At 73.0% G+C, this 25,216-nt stretch carries 22 protein-coding genes; 11 read left to right on the top strand and 11 right to left on the bottom strand.

Annotated features, from left to right (window positions below):
- Nucleotides 1-246 carry a hypothetical protein gene (locus IO24_RS0109370; RefSeq protein ID WP_031133881.1) on the bottom strand — a complete coding sequence of 82 codons (246 nt, stop codon included), beginning with the start codon at nucleotides 244-246 and terminating at the stop codon, nucleotides 1-3.
- 169 nt (nucleotides 247-415) lie between these two features.
- Here IO24_RS0109370 and IO24_RS0109365 point away from each other — a divergent pair, with 169 nt between their 5' ends.
- Nucleotides 416-1,666 carry a M14 family zinc carboxypeptidase gene (locus IO24_RS0109365; RefSeq protein ID WP_031133879.1) on the top strand — a complete coding sequence of 417 codons (1,251 nt, stop codon included), beginning with the start codon at nucleotides 416-418 and terminating at the stop codon, nucleotides 1,664-1,666.
- A gap of 12 nt (nucleotides 1,667-1,678) precedes the next feature.
- Here the strand turns inward: IO24_RS0109365 and IO24_RS0109360 are convergent, their stop codons facing one another.
- Both IO24_RS0109360 and IO24_RS0109355 read right to left on the bottom strand, forming a co-directional pair.
- Complete coding sequence (locus IO24_RS0109360) at nucleotides 1,679-3,019, bottom strand: M14 family zinc carboxypeptidase (RefSeq protein WP_078899432.1); 1,341 nt, start codon at nucleotides 3,017-3,019, stop codon at nucleotides 1,679-1,681.
- A gap of 176 nt (nucleotides 3,020-3,195) precedes the next feature.
- Nucleotides 3,196-3,747, bottom strand: a complete 552-nt coding sequence (locus IO24_RS0109355; protein WP_031133875.1) for a DUF1707 and FHA domain-containing protein — start codon at nucleotides 3,745-3,747, stop codon at nucleotides 3,196-3,198.
- 174 nt (nucleotides 3,748-3,921) lie between these two features.
- On the opposite strand from IO24_RS0109355, the gene treZ reads away from it, so the two are divergent.
- Nucleotides 3,922-5,667: a malto-oligosyltrehalose trehalohydrolase gene (treZ, locus tag IO24_RS0109350; protein WP_031133872.1), complete on the top strand. Its 1,746-nt coding sequence runs from the start codon at nucleotides 3,922-3,924 to the stop codon at nucleotides 5,665-5,667.
- 209 nt (nucleotides 5,668-5,876) lie between these two features.
- Here the strand turns inward: treZ and IO24_RS0109345 are convergent, their stop codons facing one another.
- Nucleotides 5,877-6,845: a phosphotransferase family protein gene (locus tag IO24_RS0109345; RefSeq protein ID WP_031133870.1), complete on the bottom strand. Its 969-nt coding sequence runs from the start codon at nucleotides 6,843-6,845 to the stop codon at nucleotides 5,877-5,879.
- Between the two features lie 46 nt (nucleotides 6,846-6,891).
- Entirely contained in the window at nucleotides 6,892-8,019 is a 1,128-nt protein-coding gene (locus IO24_RS0109340) for an aminopeptidase P family protein (protein ID WP_031133868.1), read from the bottom strand.
- A gap of 184 nt (nucleotides 8,020-8,203) precedes the next feature.
- On the opposite strand from IO24_RS0109340, the gene IO24_RS0109335 reads away from it, so the two are divergent.
- Nucleotides 8,204-8,959, top strand: a complete 756-nt coding sequence (locus tag IO24_RS0109335; RefSeq protein ID WP_031133866.1) for a phosphodiesterase — start codon at nucleotides 8,204-8,206, stop codon at nucleotides 8,957-8,959.
- A gap of 9 nt (nucleotides 8,960-8,968) precedes the next feature.
- Here IO24_RS0109335 and IO24_RS0109330 read toward each other — a convergent pair whose 3' ends face one another.
- From IO24_RS0109330 to IO24_RS0109310, 5 genes are all read right to left on the bottom strand, one after another.
- Nucleotides 8,969-9,529, bottom strand: a complete 561-nt coding sequence (locus IO24_RS0109330) for a PDZ domain-containing protein (protein ID WP_031133864.1) — start codon at nucleotides 9,527-9,529, stop codon at nucleotides 8,969-8,971.
- Nucleotides 9,530-9,766: 237 nt separating this feature from the next.
- A complete protein-coding gene (gene cyc2, locus IO24_RS0109325; protein WP_031133863.1) occupies nucleotides 9,767-11,947 on the bottom strand; it encodes a germacradienol/geosmin synthase Cyc2 in 2,181 nt (726 codons plus the stop codon).
- A 141-nt stretch (nucleotides 11,948-12,088) separates the two neighbouring features.
- Entirely contained in the window at nucleotides 12,089-13,279 is a 1,191-nt protein-coding gene (locus IO24_RS0109320) for a damage-control phosphatase ARMT1 family protein (protein WP_031133861.1), read from the bottom strand.
- 55 nt (nucleotides 13,280-13,334) lie between these two features.
- Entirely contained in the window at nucleotides 13,335-13,982 is a 648-nt protein-coding gene (locus IO24_RS0109315; protein WP_031133859.1) for a ScbR family autoregulator-binding transcription factor, read from the bottom strand.
- Nucleotides 13,983-14,263: 281 nt separating this feature from the next.
- Nucleotides 14,264-16,063 carry a S8 family peptidase gene (locus IO24_RS0109310; RefSeq protein ID WP_031133857.1) on the bottom strand — a complete coding sequence of 600 codons (1,800 nt, stop codon included), beginning with the start codon at nucleotides 16,061-16,063 and terminating at the stop codon, nucleotides 14,264-14,266.
- A 375-nt stretch (nucleotides 16,064-16,438) separates the two neighbouring features.
- Here IO24_RS0109310 and IO24_RS0109305 point away from each other — a divergent pair, with 375 nt between their 5' ends.
- Nucleotides 16,439-17,359 carry a lytic polysaccharide monooxygenase auxiliary activity family 9 protein gene (locus IO24_RS0109305; RefSeq protein ID WP_031133855.1) on the top strand — a complete coding sequence of 307 codons (921 nt, stop codon included), beginning with the start codon at nucleotides 16,439-16,441 and terminating at the stop codon, nucleotides 17,357-17,359.
- A 17-nt stretch (nucleotides 17,360-17,376) separates the two neighbouring features.
- On the opposite strand, the gene IO24_RS0109300 is transcribed toward IO24_RS0109305, so the two are convergent.
- The gene (locus tag IO24_RS0109300) at nucleotides 17,377-17,973 is read right to left on the bottom strand and encodes a hypothetical protein (RefSeq protein ID WP_051905887.1); all 597 of its coding nucleotides are present in this window, start codon (nucleotides 17,971-17,973) and stop codon (nucleotides 17,377-17,379) included.
- Between the two features lie 550 nt (nucleotides 17,974-18,523).
- Here IO24_RS0109300 and IO24_RS0109295 point away from each other — a divergent pair.
- The 7 genes from IO24_RS0109295 (at nucleotide 18,524) to IO24_RS0109265 (ending at nucleotide 25,117) form a co-directional block, all read left to right on the top strand.
- Nucleotides 18,524-19,195 (top strand): DUF6230 family protein, encoded by a 672-nt coding sequence (locus tag IO24_RS0109295; RefSeq protein ID WP_031133851.1) that lies wholly within the window; start codon nucleotides 18,524-18,526, stop codon nucleotides 19,193-19,195.
- Nucleotides 19,195-19,641, top strand: coding sequence for a DUF6114 domain-containing protein (locus IO24_RS0109290; RefSeq protein ID WP_031133849.1), 447 nt, complete (start codon nucleotides 19,195-19,197; stop codon nucleotides 19,639-19,641). Before IO24_RS0109295 ends, IO24_RS0109290 begins: the two co-directional genes overlap by 1 nt.
- 385 nt (nucleotides 19,642-20,026) lie before the next feature.
- Nucleotides 20,027-21,034: a sugar ABC transporter substrate-binding protein gene (locus tag IO24_RS0109285; protein WP_031133847.1), complete on the top strand. Its 1,008-nt coding sequence runs from the start codon at nucleotides 20,027-20,029 to the stop codon at nucleotides 21,032-21,034.
- Nucleotides 21,035-21,222: 188 nt separating this feature from the next.
- The gene (locus IO24_RS0109280) at nucleotides 21,223-23,739 is read left to right on the top strand and encodes a sensor histidine kinase (protein ID WP_031133845.1); all 2,517 of its coding nucleotides are present in this window, start codon (nucleotides 21,223-21,225) and stop codon (nucleotides 23,737-23,739) included.
- Nucleotides 23,740-23,753: 14 nt separating this feature from the next.
- Nucleotides 23,754-24,185 (top strand): roadblock/LC7 domain-containing protein, encoded by a 432-nt coding sequence (locus tag IO24_RS0109275; RefSeq protein ID WP_031133842.1) that lies wholly within the window; start codon nucleotides 23,754-23,756, stop codon nucleotides 24,183-24,185.
- A gap of 1 nt (nucleotide 24,186) precedes the next feature.
- Nucleotides 24,187-24,546, top strand: coding sequence for a DUF742 domain-containing protein (locus IO24_RS0109270; protein WP_031133840.1), 360 nt, complete (start codon nucleotides 24,187-24,189; stop codon nucleotides 24,544-24,546).
- A complete protein-coding gene (locus tag IO24_RS0109265; RefSeq protein WP_031133837.1) occupies nucleotides 24,533-25,117 on the top strand; it encodes a GTP-binding protein in 585 nt (194 codons plus the stop codon). The genes IO24_RS0109270 and IO24_RS0109265 overlap by 14 nt, the downstream gene beginning before the upstream one ends.
- Nucleotides 25,118-25,216: the final 99 nt, after the last annotated feature.

The raw sequence follows: 25,216 nt of genomic DNA, 5'->3' as shown, positions 1-25,216 counted from the left end.
TCAGGCGACCGCGGAGCCGTCCTCGGGGCAGTCCTCGTAGGCGGGCAGCGGGGCTCGCGGGCGCGGCCAGGCCGTCCGCAGCAGGTCCACGAACCTCGCCGCCGCACCGGCCGGCGGCAGGCGCGAGAAGACCGTCAGGGTGCGCCTCCAGGCCGGGGCGGGGGTGAGGACGACGCAGCCCCCGCCGACCGCGTCGCGCACGAGGTGGGCGGGCGCGGCGCAGACGCCGACACCGGCCGCGGCCATCCGAGGCGGTCGGCGAGGCGTTCCTCACCTTGGCGGGGCGGGGACTGCACCGGCAGTAGCCGGTGGCCGGTGCTTCCGGGCGCCCCCTGGAGCCTCCCCTGTGGCGCCCTTGACACCGCACCATGGCCGTGGGGTACTGCGATGGCGAACTCGGGCGGATGTGACGGGGGTGAGTGTCCTGCCGGAGCTGCGCTACCCGACGGTGACCGAACAGGTCTGTGCTGCCCGGGCGTTGACCGCTCAGCGCCCCGGCGCGTGCACCCTGCGGCAGGTGGGTGCCTCGCGCGCGGGCAGGCCCCTGCACCTGCTGTCCGTGGGCCGGGCCCGCCGCGCCGTACTGGTGGTCGCCGGCGCCCACGCCAACGAGCCGACCGGCTCCTGCACCCTGCTGGCAGTGGCCCGGCGGGTCCTGGAGCAGCGGGAGTTGCGCGACGGCATCTCCTGGCACTTCCTGCTGTGCGCGGACCCCGACGGAGCGAGCCTGCACGTGACGCCCGCGCCGCGCAGCCTCTTCGACTACCACCTCGGCTTCTTCCGGCCCGCGGGCCCGGAGCAGCCCGAGTGGGCGCCGTCCGTGCTGCCGCCCGACCGGCTGCCGCCGGAGACCCGGGCCCTGACCGGCGTCATCGACGAGCTGCGCCCCTACCTCCAGGTGACCTTGCACGGCACGGATCTGGGCGGCAGCTGGGTGCAGTTGACGAGGGACGTGCCAGGGCTCGCCGAGCCGTTCGCGAAGTCCGCGGCCGAGCTGCACATCCCGGTGGAGACCGGCGCGTCGGACGCCGCGGGCTGGCCCGCGTCCGGGCCGGGCGTGCACGTGATGCCCGCGCCGGAGGTCGGGCCGGCGTACCCGAGCCTGCCGGACGACGCACGGCACAGCACCTGGTACCACGCCCATCGCTACGGCGGGCTGACCGCGGTGGTCGAGGTGCCCATGTGGGCGAGCGACCTGGTCGACGACCCGGTTCCGCATCCCGCTCCGGCAGCGGCGATCGGGCGGCTGGCGCGGCGGCTGCAGCGGGACGCGCTGGAGGTGACGCGGGTGCTCGACGGCGCGCTGCCCCGGCTGGCGGACCTGGACGGGCCGCTGCTGCGGGCCGCCCGGTGGGGGCTGGAGCTGGTGCCGGGTCTGGCCTCCGACCTGCTCCACACCCCGCCGGCCGACCGCACCCGGGCGTACGTCGGCAGCGTGGACGCGTTCGCGCGGCGGGTGCCGTTGCGGGCGGCGGCCATGCTGCTGCGGGTGCTGCGCGGGACCGACGACGAGGCGGCGAAGCGGCTCGAGGAGCTCGTCTCGACCTGGAGCGACGCCTTCGCGGAACGCTTCCGCGCCCGCTGGGTGCCCTTGGAGAACCAGGTCGAGCACCAGTCCCGCACGGTGGTCGCGGCGGCGCTGCACGCGCGCGAGGAGACGCAGTAGCGCCCGCGGCCGCTACGGCACGGCCGCCCCGGGCCCCCGTCCCGGGTCGCCGGACTGTGCCGGCGGGCGCGCGTGCCGCCCGGCCAGTTCGAACGCGGCGAGCACCACCCGGGCCTGGTACTCGGCCTGGCGGGCCACCGGGATCCAGCGCGCCCGGCAGCCGTCGCGGTAGTCGGCGCACCACTGGTCGATCAGCCGGTCCAGCTCCGGCAGCGCCCCGGCCGGGTCGCGCCCGGCGGCCCGTACGAGCTGGTGCAGCAGTCCCGCCGTGCGCAGCGCGAGCCGGCGCCCCGAGATGCGCAGGGCGACCAGGTGGGCGGTGCTCAGGGGCGGGAGGGGGTGGGCCGGGCTGTCGCCGGTGTCGGGGTCCCAGGCGTCGGCGAGGCCGGGGCAGACCAGGAGGTAGTCGTCGACCGGGGCGAGCAGGCGGGCCGCGTCGGGCACGGTGGCGAGGTGCGGCCGGATCCGGGCCAGCAGCTGCCGCAGGAGGCCCGTGTCGTGGCGCAGGGTGCGGCTGACGGCCCTGAGCACGGCGTCCCGGTCCGCGGGCGGGGAGCCGTCCGCCACGGCCGTCACGCCCCACATGGGCGCCTCGACGACCGCGGTCACGGTGCCGTGCCGGTACGGGTGGAACCACGTGGACTCGACGGCGGCCTCTGTTATGGCGGCGGCCAGGTCGGCCCGGCGCGGCGGTGGGATCCGGTAGACGGCGGGGCCGAGGCCGGGCCAGTACAGGGCGTCGTACGCGCCGAGTTCGCGGGGGATGCCGAGCCGGGCGGCGATGTGGGCGAGGCGCTGGGCGAAGCCCGGCAGGTCGTGGGTGAGCTCGACGAAGCCGCCGCCGATGTCGACGCCGTGCAGGGAGCACTGGAGGAACGGGCGCAGTTCGTCCTGGAGGTCGAGCAGGGCGCGGGTCTCCGGCAGGGCGGCGCCGGCCGCGCCGTCGGGCAGCCACTCGGGCTGCTCCAGGAAACCGGGCCGGAAGAAGTTCCGGACGTACCGGCCGAGCGTGTAGGGGCCGGGCAGCCAGCCCTCGTTGCGGCGCGACCCGTCCGGGTCGAGGCACAGCAGCAGGTTCCAGGTGGCGTCGGCGCCGTGGGTGAGCCGCGGGTCGGCCAGGGCCCGCTCGGCCAGGCGCAGCACGGTGGCGCCGCCCACCGGTTCGTTGGCGTGGGGGCCGGCGACGACCAGGGCCTGGCGGCTGCCGTGGCCGACGGAGAGCAGCCACATGGGGCTGCCCGCGCGGGACGTGCCGACCCGGCGCAGCCGGGCGTCACGGGGGTGGCGGGCGACGAGGGCGGCGGCCCGGGAGCCCAGTTCGTCGACGGTCGGGTAGCGCAGGAGGGGCGGCAGGGCACACCTCCCCCATGCGGTGCCGTCGGTTCACCAGGTGTAGATGGCGTACGCACAGTCAGTCACGACTTCAGGGGTACGTCAACACCGCGGACCGCAACAGGATTTCAGCCACGCACGCGGGGCCGACGTTCGGTAATCCCCAGGCCAGGGCTGAGGCGTGGCTCCGTTTCCGGTCAGCCGGCCGACAGGCGGAACGCCATCCGGCCGAAACCCACCTGGTCGCCCTCGCGGACGACGGCCGCGCCGACGACGCGCCGTCCGTTCACCGTCGTGCCGTTGGTGGAACCGAGGTCGCGCAGAACCCACATGCCGCCCTGGTGACGGAGTTCGGCGTGCACGCGGGAGACGGTCTCGTGGTTGAGGCGCAGTCCGCTGGCGGGGTCGCGGCCTATGCGCAGCGGATGGGCGTGCGACGGGTGGGGCAGCTGCAGCTTGGGCAGCCGCTCGGCCTGCCAGGCCCTGCGCAGCCGTACGGTGAATCCGGAGACGGCCTCGACGGTGCCGAACACCAGGCGCGAGAACCGGCCCTCCGCGCGCAGGTCGGCGGTGAGCACGGCGAGTTCGTCGGGGCGGCGGGCGGCGAGCGCCAGCTCCATGCGGCGGACGAACGTGTCGTGGGACAGGCGGCCCATGGCGGCGCCGTCACGGAGCACCTTCAGCACCCGGTCGCGCTCCGCGTCGGAGAGCCGCGCGGGGAACGTGTTGAACTCGAAGGACGACGTCACGCTGGTGATTGTCGGGCAGCGCGGCCGGGCTGTCCAGAAAACGGGAAACCGGGCGCCACGCGCGCGTACCCGGTGAGACCCGCCGCAAATGGGTGGATGCACCGGCGGATTGATCTCGTTTGGCGCACCATAGGACGGGCTACATCACGGTGAGCAGACGAAGGGGAACCGTCCGTGCAGTTCGAGGTGTGGGCACCACAGGCCGGCCGTGTGACGCTCCGGTGCGACGACGTCACCCGCGCGCTGGAACGCGATCCGGAACGGGCGGGGTGGTGGCGGGGCGAGGCGGAGGCGCGCGACGGGTCCCGGTACGGCTTCGCGCTGGACGACGGGCCCGTGCTGCCCGATCCGCGCTCCCGGCGGCAGCCGGACGGCCCGGACGGGCTGAGCGCGGTCGTCGATCACAAGCGGTACGCGTGGCGCGCGCAGTGGCGGGGACGGCCGCTGCCCGGCGCGGTGCTGTACGAGCTGCACGTGGGGACGTACACGCGCGAGGGCACCCTGGACGCGGCCGCCGAGCGGCTCGGCCATCTCGCCGAACTGGGCGTCTCGCACGTGCAGCTGATGCCGCTGTGCCCCTTCCCGGGCACGCACGGCTGGGGCTACGAGGGTGTCTCGCTGTGGGCGGTGCACGAGCCGTACGGCGGGCCCGAGGCGCTGAAACGCTTCGTCGACCGGGCCCACGCACTCGGGCTGGGCGTGGTCCTCGACGTGGTGCACAACCACTTCGGCCCGTCCGGCAACTACCTGCCCGTCTTCGGGCCGTACCTCACGGACACCCACCACACCCCCTGGGGCGCCGCGGTCAACCTGGACGCGCCCGGCTCGGACGAGGTGCGCGCGTTCCTGATCGGCAGCGCGCTGGCGTGGCTGCGCGACTACCGGATCGACGGGCTGCGCCTGGACGCGGTGCACGCGCTGGTGGACACCCGCGCGTTCCACTTCCTGGAGGAGCTGTCGACGGCCGTGGACGCGCTGGCCGCCGAGACGGACCGGCCGCTGTTCCTGGTCGCCGAGTCGGATTTGAACGACCCGCGGCTCATCACCTCCCGCGCCGAGGGCGGCCTCGGGCTGCACGCGCAGTGGAACGACGACTTCCATCACGCCCTGCACACCACACTGACCGGCGAGTCGCAGGGCTACTACGCCGACTTCGCGCGCGCTCGTCTGGGCGGGCTCGCCAAGACGCTGACGGGCGGCTACTTCCACGACGGCTCGTACTCGAGCTTCCGGGAGCGGCACCACGGGCGCCCCCTGGACCGTACGCGCGTGGCCGGGCACCGGCTGCTCGGCTACGGCCAGACCCACGACCAGGTCGGCAACCGCGCCCAGGGGGACCGGCTTTCGGCCCTGCTCTCCCCCGGGCTGCTGGCGTGCGCGGCCACGCTGATCCTGACGGCGCCCTTCACGCCGATGCTCTTCATGGGCGAGGAGTGGGCCGCGGGCACGCCCTGGCAGTTCTTCACCGACCACACCGACCCGGAGCTGGCGGACGCCGTACGGCGGGGCAGGCGGCGGGAGTTCGCCGCGCACGGCTGGAAGGAGGAGGACGTGCCCGACCCGCAGGACCCGGCGACCCGGGACCGCTCCTGCCTCGACTGGTCCGAGCCGGAACGCGAGCCCCACGCGCGTGTGCTGGCCTGGTACCGGCAGCTCCTCGCCCTGCGCAACGGGCAGCCGGATCTGACCGACCCGGACCTCGCCGACACCAAGGTGGCCCACGACGAGGAGCGGCGCTGGATCGCCTTCCGGCGCGGGGACGTGCTGGTGGCGGTGAACCTGGCCGCCGAGTCGGCCGCGCTGCCGCTCGGCGTGCCCCACGCGCGCGTACTGGCCGCGTGGGAGCCGGTGGAGAAGCCCGGGGCGGACGGCGTGGTGCGGCTGCCCGGGGAGTCGGCCGTGGTGCTGCTGCAGGAGTGAGCGCCGGCCGGGTCGATCCGCCGGGGTCTGCCGGCGGCCGGGGGCGTCGTGCGCGCGGGCTGTGGAGGGCGCCGCGGTGCCGGAGCGGCCGGCCGGGCACCGAGGGCGCCGGCGACCGGCAGGGACACGGCCACGGCGGTGCGCTTCACGAGCGGCGGACAGCCGTACGGGACGGCGCCACCCGGCCCGCTACGGCGCCGCCAGGCCCGCTACAGGGCGTCGTCCGCGTCCCCCAGGTCCGTCACCCGTTCCAGCAGGATCGGTTCCCAGGCGCGGCGCAGCCGGGTCCGCGGCAGGGTGGCGTCCTTGCCGGTGAGGGCCTCGGCGAGGTGGACGACGGTGTCGCAGCGGGCGAGCCACAGGCCGCGCAGGCAGGGGCGGGCGCCGTAGCCGGCGAGGGTGGCGGCGCGTACCGCGGCGGGTGAGCCGACGGCGAGCGCGAGGCCCGCGATGTCCTCGGCCGGGTCGCCGACGACCGCGCCGGCCCAGCCGAGCACGCCGCGTACCCGGCCGTCGGCGCTGACCACGAGATGGCCGCCCGTGAGGGCGTGGTGGGTGAGGACCGCCGAACCGGGCTGGGCGGCGAGCTGGGACGCGGCGGGCGGGGTCAGCTGGTGCAGCCGGGCGGCGTCGAACTCGTCGGCTCGGGCGAGGCGTTCGGCGGCGCGTACGGCGGACCGGCGCAGCGCCTCCAGGGAGCGCGGCGCGGCGCGCGGCACGCCGAACGTCTCGGCCTGCCGTACCGGCACCTCGCGCAGGCCCGTGAGGAGCCCGGCGAGGTCGGCCTCGCCGACCGCGGACACATCGTGCTCCTCCCCCGAGCCGCCGGGCACCTTGAGGTCCAGTGTGTAGCTCAGGCCGGGTGCCCACTCGCCGTGCGCGACGCTGGCGGGCACCGCCACCGGGACGTGCGGGCGGACGAGGTCGCGCAGGCGCAGTTCGCGGCGCTGGCGCAGGGTGGCCTCGCGGTCGGGGGCGAGGCGCAGCACGTGGCGGGTGCCGACCCACCAGGTGACGGGTTCCGCGCCCCGGGTGGCGGGCCGGACCTCGGGGCCGCCCTGCCCGGTCTCCTTGCCGCCCCGGCCGCCCCGGCCGTCCTTGCCGTCCCTGGCGTCCTTGAGGACGGACAGGACCAGCCGGCGGACGGTGTCCGCGGTGGGTGTGGGTGCCTGGGTCATGGTCGCGCCGTTGCCGTTCGGGAGGCGGGCTGGGGACATCGGGGCCTCACTCCACTATGACCAGCTCGCGCGTGGTGGTGTTCAGGCGCCGTCCGCCGTCCTCGGTGACGGTCACGATGTCCTCGATGCGGACCCCGAACCGGCCGGGCAGGTAGATGCCGGGTTCCACGGAGAAGCACATGCCGGGCACGAGGGGCTGTTCCTCGCCCTCGATCATGTAGGGCGGCTCGTGGGTGGTGACGCCGATGCCGTGTCCGGTGCGGTGGATGAAGTACTCGCCGTAGCCGGCGTCGGCGATGACCCGGCGGGCGGCCCGGTCCACGTCCTGGCAGGCGGCCCCGGGCCGCACCGCGCGGAAGCCGGCCTCCTGGGCCTCTCGCACGATCGCGTGCACGCGGCGCTCCTCGTCGGTGGGTTCACCGACGTGGACCGTGCGGGAGGTGTCGGAGCCGTAGCCGTCCCGCAGGCCTCCGAAGTCGAGCACGACCATGTCGCCCCGGGCGATGACGCGATCGCCCGCCTCGTGGTGCGGGTTGGCTCCGTTCGGGCCCGAGGCGACGATGGTGAAGTCGACCTGCTCGTGTCCGTGCAAGCGCAGCAGCCGGTCGAGGTCCGCGGCCACCTCGGACTCCCGGCGTCCGGCGAAGGGGACGTTCCGGATCTCCTCGAACGTCGCGTCGGCGGCGGCACCGGCGGCCGCCATGAGGTCCAGCTCGGCCGCGTCCTTGACGGCGCGCAGCATCGGCAGGGCCGCGGTGAGCGATGCGTAGGAGCTGCCGGGCAGGGCCTGCTGGAGGGCCAGCAGGTGCAGGGCCCAGGCGTTGTCGCTGATGCCGAACCGGCCGGATGCACCAAGGAGGGCGGCGGTGGCGGCGTAGGGGTCCTTGCCGTCGGCCCAGTCGCGCAGGGTCAGGGCGGCCGCGCCGGCCGCCCGGTGCGCGTCCGGGGCCTCCAGGGCGGGGACGACGAGGACGGGGTCCTGCCCGGCGGCGAGAACCAGCAGGGTGAGCCGCTCGGTGACCGCCGGGGGTGTGTAGCCGGTGAGCCACACCAGGTCCGGTCCCGGGGCCACCAGCAGGCCCGCGAGAGAGGCCTCGGCGGCCGCCCGCGCGGCGCGCTCCATGCGGGCCCGGTAGTCGTCGGCGGTGAAGGACGCGGCCGTGCTTCCGGTCATCCGGGCCTCCCAGGGCGGACGAAGGGGCTACGGGCAGCATCCTGCCCGGCCGGAGGGGGCGGCGCGAGCCGTCTGCGGGCATTCACCCCGACAACACGCTTAACGGAAGAGGATTGCCCAAGCGTTAGCACTAATGCTTAGATGCGGCTCTTCCATTAATGTTCGGTCGAGGGGGCGTACGACGGTGCTGGTTCTCGCGCACATCAGCGATCTGCATCTGGACGGAAGCGCGCGGGCGACGGAGCGCGCCGAGCGGGTGCGCGACCGGTTGTGGGAGTTGCCGGGCCACGTGGACGCGCTGCTGGTGACGGGGGACATCGCGGACCACGGCACGGAGCCGGAGTACGAGGAGGCCGCCCGCATCCTGGGGCTGAACGCCGGTGACGCCCCGTTCCCGGTACTGACCTGCCCGGGCAACCACGACAGCCGTACGCCCTACCGCAAGGCGCTGCTCGGCCGGCCCGGGGACGAGGGGCCCGTCAACAGCGTGCAGGTCTTCGACGACGGCGCGGTGCTGATGTGCGACTCCAGCGTTCCGGGCAGCGACGACGGGGAGCTGGACCAGGAGACGTACGACTGGATCGAGGCGACGCTCGACGAACTCGACGGCGGCCTTCCGGCCCTGCTCGCCTTCCACCACCCGCCGGTGGTACTGCACCACCCCCTGCCCGACTCCTGCCCGCTGCGGCACCCCGGCCGGCTGGCCGGCCTGCTGGCCCGCCGGCCCGAGATCGCCGGGCTGATCACCGGCCACGCCCACACCCCCGCCGCCACCTCGTTCGCGGGACGGCCACTGGTCGTCGGGCCCGGGGTGACGTGGACGCTGCGGCTGCCCTGGGAGGGCGAGCAGATCGCGGACCGGGAGGCGCCGCCCGGGCTCGCGTTCCATGTCCTGGACGACTCGGGACGGCTCACGAGCCACTTCCGGGTCGTGCCGTGAGGGCGTGCCTCAGGCGGCGACGGCCGGGACGAGAGTCAGCTGCTCGTAGCCGCCGCTGCGGTGGCGGACCGTCAGTCTGACCTCGGAGCCCGGGCGGGCGCGCGCCACGGCCCGGACCAGATCGGCCGCCGTGTCGATCCGGGTCGCGCCGAAGGCGAGGACGACGTCGCCGCGCACCAGCCCGGCGGCCTGGGCCGGCCCGGGCACGTGCAGCCCCACGACCACGGCCCCCGGCTTGCGGGCGTCCATCACCTGCACGCCGAGCGTGGCGACGGCGGGTACGGAGGGAGCGACGGCGGGCGAGGCGCCGGGGAGCGACGGCGTGTGCCATTCCCGGAGGTCGAGGCGGCCGCCCTTGCCGAGCACCGTGGTGCCCATCACCCCGAGTCCGATCCCGGACAGCACCAGGACCGCGCCGGCGAACCCGGCGAGCACCACGTTGAGCAGCCGCCGCCCCCGTCGCCGGGCGGCATGCGGGCGGGACCGTGACGGGCCGGGCCCCGTCGCCGGCGCGGCCCCGTCGGGCTCCTGACCCGGCATCGGCTTGGGTCGCAGCGCGGTGTGTTCCATGGCTCGCCTCCGGATGGTGCCGATCGCTTCCGGCGGATCCCGGAACGATCACGGCAGGTGCTCTACCCGGTACATCGGCGGCCGACGACCCACGAACGAGTGAGACTGACCGGGGCGAGACGGCCGTCGGGGGGGCGGCCCGAACGCGGGCACGGCCCGTACCGCACCCGGTGCCGGGTGTGGTACGGGCCGCGGGAGCATGTCCCGTTGCGAGCCGGTCGGCCGGAGACCGCCGCTTCAGCGAAGAGCGGGCACGGGCACGGCCGGCGGCCGGTCCGGGAGGAAGCCGTGGGCACGGCGGGACAGCCACTCGTCCTTGTAGCGGTCCACCTCGCGATGCCAGTTGAGGATGCCGGACAGCCAGTTCCGCAGGTCCGCCACGTACGTCGCCATCGCCGCGCGCGCCTCTCTGGTGAGCCGGAAGTCGTCGTACAGGATGGGCAGTTCGTGCTCGACGACGTGCTCGAACTGGCGCATGCGCTGGCTCATCAGGTCGTGCACGATGCCGAGCCCGGTCGGGTAGTCGCAGCCGAAGAAGGACTGCACGACGAGGATCGCGTTGTGGATCTCGCCCTCGAACTCGATCTCCTTCTGGTACGAGAAGACGTCGTTGACGAGGCACGCGAAGTCCATCGCGGCGTTCTCCAGGGAGCGGACCGGGCCGCTGCGGTAGACCTCGGGCGGGACGGCAGGGCCGTGTCCCATCCGGCACAGGCTCAGCGTGAGGTCGGAGCCGAAGGTCGCCCGGCGCATCTCCAGGTAGTCGACCGGGTCGGGGACGCGGTTCTGGAGCTGGTTGGACAGCTCCCACACCCAGCTCTCGGTCATGACGTCGATGGCGTCCTTGAGCGTGCGCCGCGCCTCGGGCGTCATCTCGGCGGTCGTGCGCACCCACAGGTCGAGCAGGCTGCGCTCCATGGCGTTGCCCGGGAGCGGCGGCTCCTCACCGGCGATCGGCATGCAGGCGGACAGGCGGGCCGTGGTCAGCCGGGCGGCGGCGAGGTCGCGGCGGTGGCCGTAGACCAGCGGGTAGTAGTCGTCGCCGTAGGTCCCCCAGGCGAGCCACTGCGCGCTGAGGGCGAGGGCCTCGGGCGTGGCGTCCGGGTCGAGGCCGGCGGAGCAGAGGGGGAGGTCGTAGGCGCGGAGCTTGTCCTCGTCCCAGACGCCCTCGGTGAGGATGCCCATGCGCTCCACCCAGTCGCGCAGGCTCCGGCGGGCGTGGTCCAGGTGCGGGCTGAGCTCCAGCGGGAACGGCATGCGGATGTCGGGGATCCGCGACGGCCCGACCTTCTGGTACGGCACGTGCGTGTAGGAGCGCAGCCGCTCCGCCCCGGCCGTCGCGAGCAGGGCGCGGACGTCGGCGGCGGAGGTGCCGATGCCGGAGATCCCGGTGCCGGAGATCCCCGGCCACGGGCTGCCGCCGCGCGCGGCGTTCTCGTTCATGTAGCGGCTGGAGCGCAGATGCCATTCGTGGCCGCCGGACTGCCAGTCCTGCAGCCCCTTCGTGTACGCCGCCACGGCCGCGACCTCGTCCGGCCCGAGCCCCTTCTCCAGAGCCACTGCGGGCACTTCGGTGAACGCCGTGTGCTCGAACTGGTGGAGGCGGGAGGTGAGGACGTCGTTGACGGTGTCGGCGGCCTCCTGGGTGGTGCAGCCGAAGAAGGTCTCCAGGACGAGCACGCCGTTGCTGTTCTCGCCCTCGTCCTCGACCTCGCGCTGGTAGGAGAACAGGTCGTTGCGCAGGTGCACGGCGTCGGAGAACGTCTCCATCAGCACCCTCAGCGGCCTGGACCCGGCGACGGAAGCGGGTACTTCGGCGGTCGCGTACTCCACGAGCCCCGCCGACCAGGGGGCGCCGCCGACCTTGCGGCGCATCTCGATGTACTCGACGGGGTTGGCGATCCGCCCCTCGTTGATGTTGGACAGCTCCCACATCGACTCGTTGAGGAGGTGCTCGGTGGCCACGGCGAAGCGGCGGCGCCACTCCTCGGACATCTTCGGCACCGTACGCGTCCACAGGTCGGCGAGGCCCGCCTCGACCGGATTCCGCGGCTCGGGCACGGGAGTCGAGAGGTCCAGCGGCATGAACAGGGGCAGCCGGTCCAGGTGGGCCTTGCCGGCGGCGCGGTCCTGGCTGCGCTTGTACATCTCCAGGAAGTGGTCGTCGAAGAAGAAGACCCACACGTACCAGTCGGTGATCAGGGAGAGGGCGGGGGCGTCGCAGTCGGGGTGGGTGTAGGCGCAGAGCAGGCCGTAGTCGTGTGCGTCGAGGTCGGCCTGCTCCCAGACGCCGGATCCCTCCAGCATGCCCATCTCCCGCGCCCACTCGGCCGAGTGGGCGCGGGCCTGGTCGAGATGGGGGTTCAGCCGCGCGGGGTGCGGCATGTAGAAGTGCGGGAGTTCGAACGGCTGCGTCATGGCCGGGCCCTACCCGGTGCCCCGTGGCGGCATCCGCCGGGCAGGACATGATCACACCATCGCGTGAATCAGGAGCGAATGCGGGAATTCTGCCCGGCCCTTGTGGCGTTCCTCCCTCAACCGTGTTTCGTCCCGGGCCCGTTACCGGTTGTCCCGCACCTGGATCAGCGCATGTGTGCCGCTGGTGCGCCAGCGCTGGTCCTCCGCCGCGACCAGGGCGGCCTCGGTGCGCGCGTCGAGGCCGGTGATCACGTCGGACTTCAGGGTGCGCAGGGCGGCGACCGGGCCGGGGAAGTATGCGGTGACGTCCGCGAAGGGCGTGGTCGGGGCCCAGAGTCGATCCCCCACCAGGCGGCGGTAGTTGAGGTCGCCCTTGACGATCGTGAGCGTGGCCGCGGCGAAGTCGGCGCGCAGGCCGCCGGGCATCTCCGCGTACGGCAGCGGGGCGCCGGAGAAGGGGTGGGCGCGCAGGGTGAGCCGGCCCTCGGCCAGGGCGGCCCACAGCTGTCGCCCGTACGCGGCGGCCGCTCCCCCTGCGCCGGTCAGCCGGCGCAGGGCGTCGACGACGTCGGCGGTGGTGGCGTCGGAGACGTAGTAGGGGTAGGGCTTGACGTGCAGGACCGCCCGTCCGATGCGGCCGCTCTGCAGGAGGTGGGCGACGAGGAGGAGATCGGGGACGAGTTCGCGGCCCGCGTTGTCGGCGACCAGGCACAGCGTGCCGGCTCCCGGGGCCGTGGTGTCGAGCAGCGACCAGAGCCGGTCGCTGTCGTCGGCCACCAGGCCGGGCGCGGCGTCCGCGTCCCGCGCGCCTGCGGCGGAGAGGCGGAAGCCGAGGTCGGCGCGGTTGCCCCACAGGGAGCCGTGCAGCAGCGCCTGGGCCTGCTCGGCGGCGGGGCGGCCGGCGAGGTCGTCGAGTGCGGCGAGTTCCTCGTCGGTCTCGCCGGAGTCGAGTTCGGCGAGTTTGAAGGGGCGGAAGGGGTCGATGCCCTGCCACGGGCCGGTGCCGAAGTAGCCGACGGCCTGGAGCAGGCTGCGGTAGAACCAGCTCTCGGACCAGAGCCACGGCACGTCGAACCAGGAGCGGCCGGTGTACTCGCCCAGCCCCCAGGTCTCCCAGTGGTCCCGGTCGTGCGCGTCGGCGGGGAGGGGTTCGATCTCACCCTTGGTGCAGTTGGCCAGCAGTTCGTCGAGGGCGCGGTGCTGCCCTGGTTCGTACGGGAAGGCCTCGCGGACCTGCTTGATGATCGCGGGGTGCCGCTCGGCCAGCACGCTGTGGGGGAAGGAGCCCGGCTGGTTGCCGAGGAGCAGGGGTGCGGAGGGGGTGTCGGGCATGGGCCTCACCGTAACGCGCGTGCCCTTCGCACGGGCCGATCCGTCCGGCGCCCGCTCACACCGGTGCGATCTCCCGCTCCAGGCGCGCCGCCAGGCTCAGGTAGCGGGCCCGGCGGGTCACCGGGACCAGGCCGCGGATGAGTATGTTCCACATCTCGGCCGTCCGGCGGGGCTGGCGCGCGACCGGCTCGCGGGAGCGGCCCACGACGCGGGTGCCGACGAAGAAGCAGACCAGCGAGTGCGCCACGACGTCGATGTCGATGTCCGGCTGGACGTCGGACTCCTTGACCGCGCCGACCAGCCGGGCCGTGACGATGTCCAGCCACTCGGTGAAGGGGTGGCTCAGGGGCGGCCGGGGCCGGATCCCGCCGGTGGCGAGCCGCAGGCCGGCCCGCAGCACCGGGTCCTCGACGGACATGCGGGTGATGCCGAACGTGAGGCGCATCAGCGCCTCGAGGGAGGTGTGGCCGCGCTTGTCGGTGTCCCTCGCCAGCCGGCGGGCGGTGTGCGACTGGAGTTCGAGGATCGCGTGGGCGAGATCCTCCTTCGCCGCGAAGTGGAAGTACAGGGCGCCCTTGGTGACGTGGGCGTGCTCCACGATGTCGCTGAGACTGGTCGATTCGTAGCCGCGACGGTCGAACAGGTCAGCGGCGGCCGTGATGATCGTCGAGCGGGTCTGCTCGGCTCGCAACTGCCTCGCCATCGGCTGAACTCTCCCGGGACGGAAATGAACGGGTCATGCCGTTTGTTTTTACCCCGCGTACACGATAACTCACCCTGAGACGGCGCTCATCACACCAGTGTGCCGGAGTGCGGGTGCACATCCGGCAAAACAAGCGCAACTGGTGAAAGAAAACAGCGCGTTCGGTATCTAATTGTGGGGGCTGCGGGGCCAGACGTAAAGGCGGGCCGGCCGGTGCCCCATCCGCACCGGCCGGCCCGCCCGCTTCGCGGCCTGCCTCGTTCAGAGTTCCCGAAGGAGGATCAGAAGGTCAGCTTCCAGCCGTTGAGGGTGCCCGTGTCCTGGGCGGCGGTGTCCTGGACGCGCAGCTTCCAGGTGCCGTTGGCGACCTCGCTGGAGGCGTTCACCGTGTAGGTGGTGTTCACGTTGTCCGCGGAGTCCGACGCGGCGGCCTTCAGGCGGTACGCCGAACCGTCCGGCGCGACCAGGTCGATGACGAGGTCGCCACGGTAGGTGTGGGTGATGTCGACGCCGACCTGGAGGGCCGAGGGAGCGTTGCCGCTGCGGCCGGTGACGCTGATCGGGGACTCGATCGCGGCGCCGTTGTCCGGGATGGCGACGGCGGTGGTGCTGGAGAACGTCGTGCCGGTGGACGTACCGCCCTTGACGGCCTGGACCGTCTTGGCGGCGTCCGCGAGGCCCGCGCCGCAGCCGCCGGAGCAGGTGCCCGGCAGGGCACGGGCGTTGGCCTTGATGGCCGACTCGATCTGCGCCGGGGTGAGGGCGGCGTTGGCCGACTTCATCAGGGCGGCGAGGCCCGCGACGTGCGGGGTGGCCATGCTGGTGCCCTGGTAGTAGTCGTAGTTCTCGCTCGACGGCGTCTTCGTGCCCGAGTTCAGCGTGGACAGGATGCCGTTGGCCTTGGAGGTCCTGGTCTCGCCGCCGGGGGCGGCGATGTCGACGAGCGAGCCGTAGTTGGAGTAGGAGGCACGGCTGCCCGCGCGGTTGGTCGCGGCGACCGTGATCACGTTGTTGCAGTTCGCCGGGGAGGCGTTGGAGACATTCTGGTTCTCGTTGCCGGCCGCGACGACGACCGAGGTGCCGCGGTTCACGGCGCCGGTGATGGCGCTCTGGGTGGCGGTGGAGCAGGCGCCGCCCCCGCCGAGGCTCATGTTGATGACCTTGGCGACGTTGGTGTTGGCGGGCACACCCGAGACGCTGCCCCCGGACGCCCAGGTGATGGCGTCGATGATGTCGGAGTCGTAGCCGCCGCACTTGCCCAGCACGCGGACCGGGGAGATCTTGGCGCCGTAGGCGACACCGGCGACACCCTTGCCGTTGTTGGTGGCGGCGGCGATGGTGCCGGCCACGTGGGTGCCGTGCCAGGAGGAGGTGGAGGCCGGGATGCCCTGGCCGCACTCGTTGTCGTTGTACCAGTCGCCCGGGTCGGCCGGGTTGCTGTCACGGCCGTTGCCGTCGACGGAGACGGCGGTGTCGGAGATGAAGTCGTAACCGCCGACGATGTTCGCGGCCAGGTCCGAGTGGGCGACGTAACCGGTGTCGATGACGGCGACGGTGACGCCGGTGCCGGTGGTGGTGTCCCAGGCGGCCGGGACGTTCATGCCCGCGGTGGACTCGAACAGGTCCCACTGCTTGCTGTACTCGGTGTCGTTCGGGGTGACCGCCGTCGGCTTGTTCAGACGGTCCGGGACGACGTAGGCGACCTGCGGGTCGGCCCGGTACTGGGCGACGACATCGGCGACGGAGGCGCGGCTGGGGTCGGTGCCCAGCTCGACGAGGGCGGCGCCGGTGCCGAGGCGGCGCTGGAAGTCGATCTCCTCGCCGGTCTTCTCGGCCTTGGACGCGGCGTCGGCGGCCGCGGCCTTGTTCGACTTGGCCTCGGAGGCGCCGGACTTGTAGCCGACGATGAGGCGCTCGGCCGGGGTGCCGGGGGCGGCCTCGGTCTGAGCGGCCGGGACGGCGGCCGGGACGGTGGCGGACTCCTGGGCGACGGCGACCGAGGCGGGGGCTGCGGTCAGCAGGGCGGTGGAGACGACGGCGACGGATATCAGCTTCCGTCTGAGCTCTGGGGAGATACGCACGGTCGTTGCCTTTCGTGGCCGGACTCCGGGCAGGGCGGAGCAAGGCGGTGGGGTCGCTTCGTCCTCGAAGCGGAGGGGGGGTGGTTCGAAAAGCGAAGAGCGACGCGATGGCCGGCCAGGCGTGAGGCGGAAGCGGACCGTTCGGGGTTACCTGTGGGTCAGCAGTGCTCGAACGATAGGCAAAGGGAAGGTCACCGGGATACGGGGGAAACCCTCGATCCGGCTGCCGTCACACCCTCTATGGCGTTCCGGCGGTGGGTAGTTGGGCGCCCAATGGCCCCTTTTGACGCAGGTCGTGGCGCGATGAACGCGTCGGGCCGATTTCCCGTACTGCACTACCGAACGTCGCCGCCCGGGCCGAGGAGAAGCAGACGGATGCCTCGCACGACCGCACACCGCGCCGCACTCGCGGCCACCCTCGTGACCCCGCTGCTGCTGCCGCTGGGGACGGCGGCGCCCGCCCGGGCGCACGGAGCGCCGACGGACCCGGTGAGCCGGGTGGTGGCCTGTTCCCCGGAGGGCGGTGCCCGCGCGGGTACGGCCGCGTGCCGTGCGGCCGTCGCCGCGAACGGCGCGCCCTTCACGGCGTGGGACAACCTGCGGGTGCCGAACGTGAACGGCCGGGACCGCCGGGTCGTACCGGACGGGAAGCTGTGCAGCGGGGGCCTGCCCGCCTACCGGGGCCTCGATCTCGCCCGTGCCGACTGGCCGTCGACCCGGATGACGCCCGGCGCGACGCTGACGATGCGGTACGTCTCGACCATCCCGCACACCGGCACCTTCCGGATGTATCTGACGAAGCCCGGCTACGACCCGGCCGGGCCGCTGTCCTGGTCCGATCTGCCCGAGAAGCCGTTCGCCGAGGTGACGGACCCGGCCCTGACGGACGGCGCGTACCGCATCCGGGCCACGCTGCCGTCCGACCGCACCGGGCGGCATGTGCTGTACACGGTCTGGCAGAACAGCAGTACGCCGGACACCTACTACTCGTGCTCGGACGTGGTGTTCCCGGAGACGAAGAAGGTGCCGCGGAAGACGCGGGAGAGGACGGAACAGGAGACGCAGGAGCCGGAGAAGCCGGCGCCCGAGCGGAAGCGGGCGCCGGAGAAGGAGGCGCCGGCGGCGAGCACCGCCGCGCACTCCCCCGGCCCGCAGCCTCAGGGCGACCACACACCGCTGGCCACCACCTCCGGGACGGCCCCCGGACCGTCCGCGCCCATGCTGGCGGGCGGCGCCGCGGCGGTGCTGCTGCTCACCGGCGGCGCCGCCCTGGCCGTACGGCTACGGCGACGCTGAACTACCGCTGTCGGCGTCTAGTTGACGACGACGGCGACGCCGCCCTTGGTCACCGGGGCGTACTTGGCGGTGAAGAAGGCGTTGCTGAAGCACAGCGACGAGCCGGACACCTTGGTGAACTGCTGGTTGGTGAAGGAGATGCTGTTGTCGGCGTTGCTCGCCGTGCCGGTCAGGCCGGGGGCCTGATAGACGCAGGTGATGGTGCCGAGCAGGGTGCGCAGCTTGACCGTGGACTGGACGGCGGAGCCCGCGGCCGGAGTCACGGAGACGGTGCCGCCGGAGGAGACGCTGGTGGTGTAGGGCAGGTTGTCGACCGTGATGCCGCTGACGCCGAGCACCCCGACGACATTGGCGGTGCAGCCGCTGGTGTCGAAGCTGTGCGAGGTCAGGGACTCGGTGGCGGTGCCGGGGGCGGCCGGGTTGTCGGTGACGGCGGCGGAGAACGCCGACTTGGTGCAGGAGATGCCGCTGGTGCCGGTCGCGCTGGAGTAGAAGGTGGCGGCGGTGCCGCTCGCCAGGGACGCGTCGAGGACGTCGCCGACCGCGACGGCCGCGCCGTCGGCGGTGGTCAGGACGGGAGTGTCGGCCGCGGAGGCGGGGGCGGCGAGGCCCAGGGCGGCGACGGCGGCGGTAAAAGGCCGGTCACCGGCCGGAGGTCCACACGGGAAGGGACCTCCGGCCGGGCCGGGCGGGTGGTGGCTGGTGGCACGGTTCCAGGAAGAGCGGCCGTGCTGTGGCGGGGACTCGGGCGGAGGAAAGCCCGTGCGGACGCACCGGGCGACGAGATGCCCTGACGCGGACGAGCGGGTCCGGGACACGCGGACGTGCCGCGTGGCGGGATCCGGCGCCACGGATCCGGTGGGACGAGGAGAGTTGTAGACCCGCGCGTCCGTCAACGTCAAGGCGTCGCAAGGGAGTTGTGCGCGAGTTGAGCCTTTCTGGAAACCGGCGGCTCACCTGCGGCGCACAATCGCCACTCTTTGTTCACACTTCCCTTGACCCCTCATGTAACCCCCGGTAACTTCCTCGACGGCTACTGCGGCGTAACGAGAAAGCCCTTGCAACCGCCGGGAGTTGCGGGAGACGTGCGTACGCGGTCGGTGTCCGCGCCAGGGCAACGTGCCACCGAAGTCCGATCCGCACCCACATGCACCTGGAGCAGACATGACCTCCTCCGCCGGGCACACCCCCGAAAGACCGGACGGCGCCGCCGCCCCGGACGTCAGCGACGCCCCCGCGCGGCGCGGGCGGGTCCGGGCACGACGGGCCGCCGTGATGGCGGTGCCGGCCGCCCTGGCCGCCGCAGGGCTCGCGGTCCTCACCGCCGAAGGGGCGCTGGGCGTGCAGTTCGCCATCTCCGGCATGCCCTTCACGGTCACCGCGACCGAGCTGAACGGCACCGGCTTCGCACAGTTCGGCGGCCTGGACGAGATGGCCGAGGGCAGCCCCAACGCGGGCGACACCGGCGGTCAGGTGCTGGTCGTCACGTCCGTGATCAAGAACGCGACGCTCACCAAGCTGTGCCAGAGCGTGGACCTGGGCGGCACGAACCTGATCATCAGGGCGGGTGAAGGCGCGCAGAAGGTCACCGCCAGCGATCTGACGACCGACTCCACCGAGCTGTCCGGCGACGCCGCGTTCAACAACATCGAGATCGGCAACGACGCCAGCACGCTCAACAAGGCCGGGCCCAAGGGCCGTGGACCGAAGGGCGTGTTCAGCCAGCAGTCCGACACAGTGCACATCGCCAATCTGCGGCAGACCAACTACGCCACGACAGCCGGTGTGTTCAAGCTGCCGGGTCTGAAGCTGGGCTTCAGCGGGTCGGGTTGCTGATGCCGCGCGGTCCGCGCGAGGGAGTCCGGCCCGCCTTCAGGCAGTGGCGGGCCGGCCGTCCGTTCTGGGGCGGGCTGCTGCTCGCCCTGGGCGGGGCGGAGGTCCTGCTCACCCTGAAGGCGTCGCTGGACGTCATCCTGCACGTCGGCATGCAGGGCCTGGCCGGCTATCTCCTCCCGGCCGTGATGCTGCTGTGCGGCGTACTGATCCTCTTCAACCCCGCCCAGCGCCTGTTCTACTCCGTCATCGGGGTACTGGTCTCCCTGGGTACCTGGCTGACCTCCAACCTGGGCGGCTTCTTCGTCGGCATGCTCCTGGGCGTGGCCGGCAGCTGCCTCGCCTTCGGCTGGCTGCCGGACCAGGAACCCCGCGTCGGCCGCAGGCAGCGCCGCAAGGAGGCCCGGGCGGCGAAGGCAGCGCCCCCGACGCCGGTGGGGCAGCCCTAGAGCGTGTCCACGGGCGTGGCGGGCCGGGGCCGCTCCCGGGCGCCGCGGCTGCATCGGCGAGCACGTCCGGTGCACCGGGCCGTGCGCACCCTCGTCGCCGAGGCGGGGACACGTCGGCACCGGCGCCGGCGTACGCGGCTCCGAACCGCAGGGACGGTACGGAAAGCCGAGGTGAGAGCATCCCCGTACGCCATCGTTCGACCCGTCGGACAGATCATCACGATGCGGCGGCATCAACTCACGGCACGTGGCCGCTCACTTGACGATCAGTGGTCACACACGGTTGGCTCCGGGCCAGCGAGAGTGATCCAGTCGGTGCACATCCTGCGGCCCCGCCTGCACTCTCACCCTGCTCTTGCTCGGCCGCACAGCGAGGTCCGCCCCCATGAACACTCCTCCCCCGCCGCACGCCTCCGCGAGACGCACCCGTGTCGCGGCACTGGCGTCCGTCCTGTGTCTGCTGGTGTCCGGCTGCTCCTTCCTCGGCGCGGCCGACGACGGGGCGGACGGGGACGCGGCGGGCGGATCCGGCGGCATGAAGATCACCCTGGTGACGCACGGCGGCAAGGGCGACGCCTTCTGGGACCTGGTGCGCAGGGGCGCCGAGGCGGCTGCCGCCAAGGACGGCGTCGATCTGACGTACGTCGGCGACGCGGACCCGGCCGCGCAGGCCGATCTGGTGCGGGACGCGGTCCGCGCCAAAGCCGACGGCATCGCGGTGACCCTGGCCAAGCCGGCGGCGATGCGCGGCCCGGTCGCCCAGGCCAAGGCGGCCGGCATACCCGTCGTCGGGCTCAACTCCGGCATCGACGCCTGGCGGCCGACCGGGCTCCTGGAGTACTTCGGCCAGGACGAGTCCGTCGCGGGCCGGGCCGTCGGCGACAAGCTGGACGACCTCAAGGCCAAGCACGCCCTGTGCGTGGTGCACGAGCGGGGCAACGTCGCCCTGGAGGCCCGCTGCGCCGGTGTGCGCAAGACGTTCGGCGGCGACACCGACAACCTGTACGTGGACGGCAGCGACATGAACGCGGTGACCGCCACGATCGCCTCCCGGCTGCGGCAGGACTCGAGCATCGACGAGGTCGTCACCCTCGGCGCCCAGTACGGGCTCAGTGCCGTCAAGGCCGTGCGGCAGTCCGGCAGCAGGGCCAAGGTCGCCACCTTCGACCTGAACAAGGACCTGGTCGAGGCGGTCCAGAGCGGTGAGGTGCAGTTCGCCGTGGATCAACAGCCGTATCTGCAGGGCTACCTCGCGGTGGACGCCCTGTGGCTGTACCGGACCAACGGCAACGTCAGCGGCGGCGGGACGGCACCGGTGCTCACCGGTCCCGCCTTCGTGACCAGGTCGAACGTGTCCGCCGTGGCACGGTTCGCCGCCGCCGGGACCCGGTGACCGGATACTTCCCGTGAGGGTGTCGCCAAAGTTTCGGTCAGGCCCGGCCCACATGTCCACTTGTACGGATAACATCCTGCGCATCCCATGTGCCGTGCCCGGGACGGCACCGCCCCCGCGCCCGCCCCCGGACCCCCCGCTTCTCCGCCTCCCCGATCCCCACCCCCGCTGATCGCCCTAGGACGACGATGCCTCGACGGACAGGTGCCCGGCGCCGCCTCGGTTCCATACGCCTCTCCCTGGTGCTCCTGGCCCTCGTGCCCAGCGTCACCCTCGCCGCCATGTGGGGCGTGACGACGATCCAGATGTTCTCGGAGGGCCTCAGGCTGCGCGACCAGACGGAGCTCAGCCGGTCGACCGGCGCCATGGGCACCGACGCGACGCTCGCGCTGCAGCGGGAGCGCAGTCTGTCGGCCGCCTGGCTGGCCTCCCCGAAGGGGTCACGGGCCGCCCTCGACGCGCAGCGCGAGGAGACCGACAAGGCGGTGGCCAAGCTGGTCGGGCAGGCGGACGCGATCGAGAAGGCGCCCTCCCGCATATCCGACCGGCTGTACTCGGTGCTGGGCTCGGTGGGCAGCCTGGAGTACTACCGGGACCAGGTGGACGACCCGACCGACATCACCGCGCAGCAGGCGCTGGACCAGTACTCCTCGATCATCGACGACCAGATCCACGCCTTCCAGGAACTGTCCCAGGTCGACGACGGCGACCTCACCTCGCAGGCCGGCCCGCTGATCGGTCTCGAGCACGCGGCGGAGCTGGTGTCCCGGGAGGACGCGCAGCTGACCCTGGCCTGGCCCGCCGGGCATCTGGACGACGAGACGTGGACGCAGTTCACGGAACTGGTGAACACCCGGCGCTGGCTGGTCCAGGACCAGGTCCTGCCGCAGCTGACGGGCGGCGCGAAGGCGCAGACCGAGCAGATCCTGGCGAGCCCGGAGTGGCAGACGCTGCAGTCCGTCGAGAACGAGGTGCTGGCGTCGCGCAACAGCGCCGCCACCGCCGACCGGATCGCCCTGCCGGACGCGCAGAAGCGGTGGAGCGCCGCCATGGACGAGCTGTCCGATCAGTACGCGGCCCTCATCCGGCAACAGACGGCGGGCCTGCTGGAGCGCAGTGCCGACAAGGCGGACGCCCTGCTGCTCAAGGCGGCACTGCTGAGCGCCGGAGGGCTGCTCGCGCTGCTGCTGTGCGTCGGCATGTCGTGGCGGATCACCCGCTCGCTGTCCCGGCGGCTGCGCGGCCTGCGCCGGGCCGCCGTCAGCCTCGCGCAGGAGCGGCTGCCCGATGTGGTCGCGCAGCTGGAACGGGGCGAGACGGTCGACCCGGAGTCGGCGACGACCGAGCTGGACTACGGCCACGACGAACTCGGCCAGGTGGCACGGGCGTTCAACACCGCCCAGCGCACGGCCGTGCACACCGCGGTCGAACTCGCCGACACCCGCCGCGGCTTCCAGAAGATCATCCTGGGCATAGCGCGGCAGAGCCAGAACCTGGTCAATCTCCAGCTGAGCAAGCTCGACACGCTGGAGCGCGAGCACACCGACCCCGACATCCTCAAGGGCCTGTACGAACTGGACTCCACGGCCAGCCAGTTGCGCCGCTACGAGGAGAACCTCGTCATCGTCAGCGGCGAACGCCCCGGCCGCAGCTGGGCCGAGCCGGTCGCGCTGATGGACATCCTGCGCAGCGCGGTCGGGGAGGTGGCCGAGTACCAGCGGGTGGAGGTGCTCACCGAGGAGGAGGTGTACGTCGCGCCGCCCGCGGTCGCCGACGTCATCCATCTGCTGGCCGAGCTCATCGACAACGCGACCGCGTACTCCCCCGCCCCGAGCCCCGTCACGGTTCGGGCCGGGATGGTGGCCAAGGGCCTGGCCGTCGAGGTCGAGGACCGCGGCCTCGGCATGTCGGAGGAGGACTACACGTCCTTCAACGAACAGCTGGCGGTGCCGCCGCAGTTCGACGTGGTGGCGCTCGCCGACGACCTGCGCCTCGGCATGTTCGTGATCGCCCAGCTGGCCCACCGGCACGGCATCGCCGTCACCCTGCGCTCGTCGCCGTACGGCGGGACCACGGCGATCGTGCTGATACCGCACGAGATCGTGGTGCGGGAGACGGCGGGCGGTGCGGCGCCGCGGACGCGGACCACCGAGGACGGGACCGGCGTGAACGGCCTCGCGGTCGCGGTCGGCCCGAGAGGCGCGGGCGGCGGCGCGACGGACGGCGGCGCCCCCGAGGACGGTCCGGTGACGGTGGACGGGCGGGGTTCGGCGGACGGGCGGGGTTCGGCGGACGCCGAGCAGAGTGAGGTGCCCCGGCGCGCCGAGGCGGCGCGGAGTACGGAGCGTGCCGCCGGATCCGCCCGCGAGCCCCGGCCCCTCGTCACGGCTCGCACCGCCTCCGCCGCCCCGGCCGCCGGGCGCGAGGTCATCTCCCGCCGGGACGGTCTCGCTCCGCTCCCCCGCCGGGTGCCGCAGACCAGCCTGGTGGAGGAGTTGCGCGAAGAGGCCGCGCCCGCCGGTGTCGACGACTCCCTCGACGACTTCACCGCGGAAGCCGCCGCGTCCTCCCTGGCCGGCTTCCAGCGCGGCACGCTCCGGGCCCGTGACGACGACCCCGGGCCGCCGCGGGACGAGGAGGCGGCCGCGATACCCCGGCAGGCCGCCGCCGGTCCCGCCCTCTCGACTCCGCCCGCCGACCGCTGACGAAGGACACCGCAATGACACGCCCCATCCCCGCCACGCACACCCAGCTCGACCAGCTGCTGACCGGACTCGTGGAGCGCGTCGCCGACGTGAACCAGGCCGTGGTGCTCTCCGAGGACGGTCTGGTGGTCAGCAAGTCCACCGGATTCCTGCGCGACGACGCCGAGCGGCTCGCGGCGACCGCCTCCGGGCTGATGAGCCTCAGCAAGGGCGTCAGCATGGACTTCCGCGGCGGCCCGGTGCGCCAGGCCCTCATCGAGATGGCCAACAGCTATCTGATCCTGACCTCCGCCGGTCCCGGTGCGCATCTGGTCGTGCTGACCGGGCCGGGCGCGGACGTCGGTGTGGTGGCGTACCAGATGAACATGCTGGTGAAGAAGATCGGTGAGCACCTCAGCGCGGCACCGCGGGGCGTGGCCGGACCCGTTCTCGATCCAGGCCTGTGAGGTGGGCGCAGGTGATGCGGCGGGCCGGCTCGTCCGGCCGTTCGCTCTGACCGGCGGCCGGACCCGGCCCAGCCGCGCCGACTTCACGCTCATCTCGACGGTCACGGCGATCGATCCGCCGCCCGCCCCGGCGGCCCGGTGCCAGCCCGAGCACACCCGGATCCTGCGGCTGTGCGCCGAGCCGGTCGCCGTGGCGGAGCTGGCCGCCCGGCTCGACCTGCCGGTGAGCGTGGTCGTCATCCTGCTCTGCGACCTGCTGGAGGCGGGCCGGATCACCGTCCGCCCGCCGCGCCTCGTTTCCCGCACCACTCCGGACCTGGACCTGCTGCAGAAAGTGAGGGACGGCCTTGGCCGGCTCTGACCTTGCCACCGACACGTCTTCGGCACCCGAAACGGTCAAGATCCTCATCGCCGGGGGCTTCGGCGTCGGCAAGACCACCCTGGTCGGGTCGGTCAGCGAGATCGTCCCGCTGCGCACCGAGGAACCCCTGACCATGGCCGGTCTGGGCATCGACGACCTGGACGGCATCGAGGAGAAGCGGGCCACCACCGTGGCCCTGGACTTCGGCCGGATCACCATCAGCCGGGAACTGGTGCTGTACCTGTTCGGCACGCCGGGGCAGCAGCGGTTCTGGTTCATGTGGAACGACCTGGCCCTCGGCGCGCTCGGTGCCGTGGTCCTGGTCGACGTGCGCAGACCTGAGTCCAGCTTCGCCGCGATCGACTTCTTCGAGCGCCGGGGCATTCCCTTCGTCGTCGGAGTCAACGGCTTCCACGGCGAACACCCGTACCCGCCCGAGGACATCCGTGAGGCGCTCGCGGTGCCGGAGCACGTGCGGGTGCTGCTGTGCGACGCCCGGGACCGGGAGTCGTGCCGGGACCTGCTGATCGCCCTGATCGACCAGCTGATCGCGTCGGCGGTGCGGAGCTAGAAGGCTGATGAAGATCTTGGTGAGGGCTGTCCGGCCGTCAGGCCGGACAGCCCTCCGGTCATGTACTGGCCGGTGCGATGTGCCAGGTGCCACTGGTGT

The sequence above is a fragment of the Streptomyces flavovariabilis genome (assembly GCF_000725785.1).
GTDB lineage: Bacteria > Actinomycetota > Actinomycetes > Streptomycetales > Streptomycetaceae > Streptomyces > Streptomyces hawaiiensis.
This window is presented reverse-complemented; position numbering and strand designations above follow the sequence as displayed.

Coding starts and splice junctions, on each gene's coding strand:
- IO24_RS0109275 (WP_031133842.1), top strand. CDS start 23,754: ATGACACGCCCCATCCCCGCCACGCACACCCAGCTCGACCAGCTGCTG.
- IO24_RS0109330 (WP_031133864.1), bottom strand. CDS start 9,529: ATGGAACACACCGCGCTGCGACCCAAGCCGATGCCGGGTCAGGAGCCC.
- IO24_RS0109370 (WP_031133881.1), bottom strand. CDS start 246: ATGGCCGCGGCCGGTGTCGGCGTCTGCGCCGCGCCCGCCCACCTCGTG.
- IO24_RS0109285 (WP_031133847.1), top strand. CDS start 20,027: ATGAACACTCCTCCCCCGCCGCACGCCTCCGCGAGACGCACCCGTGTC.
- cyc2 (WP_031133863.1), bottom strand. CDS start 11,947: ATGACGCAGCCGTTCGAACTCCCGCACTTCTACATGCCGCACCCCGCG.
- IO24_RS0109280 (WP_031133845.1), top strand. CDS start 21,223: ATGCCTCGACGGACAGGTGCCCGGCGCCGCCTCGGTTCCATACGCCTC.
- IO24_RS0109295 (WP_031133851.1), top strand. CDS start 18,524: ATGACCTCCTCCGCCGGGCACACCCCCGAAAGACCGGACGGCGCCGCC.
- IO24_RS0109315 (WP_031133859.1), bottom strand. CDS start 13,982: ATGGCGAGGCAGTTGCGAGCCGAGCAGACCCGCTCGACGATCATCACG.
- IO24_RS0109340 (WP_031133868.1), bottom strand. CDS start 8,019: ATGACCGGAAGCACGGCCGCGTCCTTCACCGCCGACGACTACCGGGCC.
- IO24_RS0109290 (WP_031133849.1), top strand. CDS start 19,195: ATGCCGCGCGGTCCGCGCGAGGGAGTCCGGCCCGCCTTCAGGCAGTGG.
- IO24_RS0109305 (WP_031133855.1), top strand. CDS start 16,439: ATGCCTCGCACGACCGCACACCGCGCCGCACTCGCGGCCACCCTCGTG.
- IO24_RS0109345 (WP_031133870.1), bottom strand. CDS start 6,845: ATGACCCAGGCACCCACACCCACCGCGGACACCGTCCGCCGGCTGGTC.
- IO24_RS0109320 (WP_031133861.1), bottom strand. CDS start 13,279: ATGCCCGACACCCCCTCCGCACCCCTGCTCCTCGGCAACCAGCCGGGC.